The organism is Pantoea sp. CFCC18179 (genome assembly GCF_059412405.1).
In genome coordinates this window covers 1-971 of the sequence record NZ_JBNBPM010000045.1, presented here as the reverse complement: position 1 = coordinate 971, position 971 = coordinate 1, and the positions used below count along the sequence as shown (strand labels likewise).

Sequence of the window (971 nt, the reverse complement as noted above, 5' to 3'; positions counted from 1 at the left end):
AGATAGCCAGACCAGCCGCATCATCTTTTGCGCTGTTGATACGCATACCTGAAGAGAGACGCTCAATAGCAGTACCCAGCGAGGTCTGAGATTTGTTCAGGTTGTTCTGAGCCATCAGGCTTAGTGCGTTGGTGTTGATAACTTGGGCCATAATCGAATTCCTTTTTATTTAAGTTTATTACCGGCGAATCATCGACGTAATATGCGAGTTGATGTGCGCATACTTTATTCATCGGTGGAAAAACCAATTGCTGAAATAATTATTCCTTAAAGTTGAGATGATAAATAACGCGCACTTTTGACGCTTTTTCTATTAATGGGAAATAAGGAATAAAAAAAAGCCCTCCAAAGGAGGGCGAAAGAGGGCATTGGCAATGCCGCCAAGAAGTGAGGTGATAAAACTTTTATAGTTATAAGGCGCAGGAAATTAACGCAGCAGNCATTGGCAATGCCGCCAAGAAGTGAGGTGATAAAACTTTTATAGTTATAAGGCGCAGGAAATTAACGCAGCAGGCTCAGTACGCTCTGTGGAACCTGGTTAGCCTGAGACAGCACTGAAACGCCAGCCTGTTGCAGGATGTTCGCGCGGCTCATGGCTGAAACTTCTACTGAGAAGTCAGCATCCTGAATACGTGAACGTGCTTCAGTGGTGTTGATAACGGTGGTGTTCAGGTTCGCGATGATAGAGCTGAAACGGTTCTGAATCGCACCCAGGTCAGCCTGGAAGTTGGTCACGTGGGTCAGTGCGCCGTCCAGGGTTTCCAGCAGGTTGTCGCCGGCAGAGATTTTCGCCACTTCGTGTGCGTCACGAGCGTCAGCAGCAGTGATGGAAGCAGGGTCAACGTCGCCGTTGGCATCCAGTGTGAAGGTGTGCGCTTCGCCTTTTTCATTGATAGCGAAGTAGTTGCCTGGGTTTTTGCCGTCAGCGACAACTTTCAGGCCGCTGGTTTTGGCATCACTACCGAAGATAT

2 protein-coding genes are annotated in these 971 nt (G+C 47.8%); both read right to left on the bottom strand.

Annotation, left to right across the window (positions count from 1 at the left end):
- On the bottom strand, nt 1-151 hold a 151-nt coding region (locus tag ACPUC7_RS24395; protein WP_494924538.1), incomplete at its 3' end, for a flagellin N-terminal helical domain-containing protein.
- Nucleotides 152-501: 350 nt separating this feature from the next.
- Nucleotides 502-971, bottom strand: a 470-nt coding sequence (locus tag ACPUC7_RS24390; protein WP_494924855.1) for a flagellin, incomplete at its 5' end; no start/stop codon positions are given.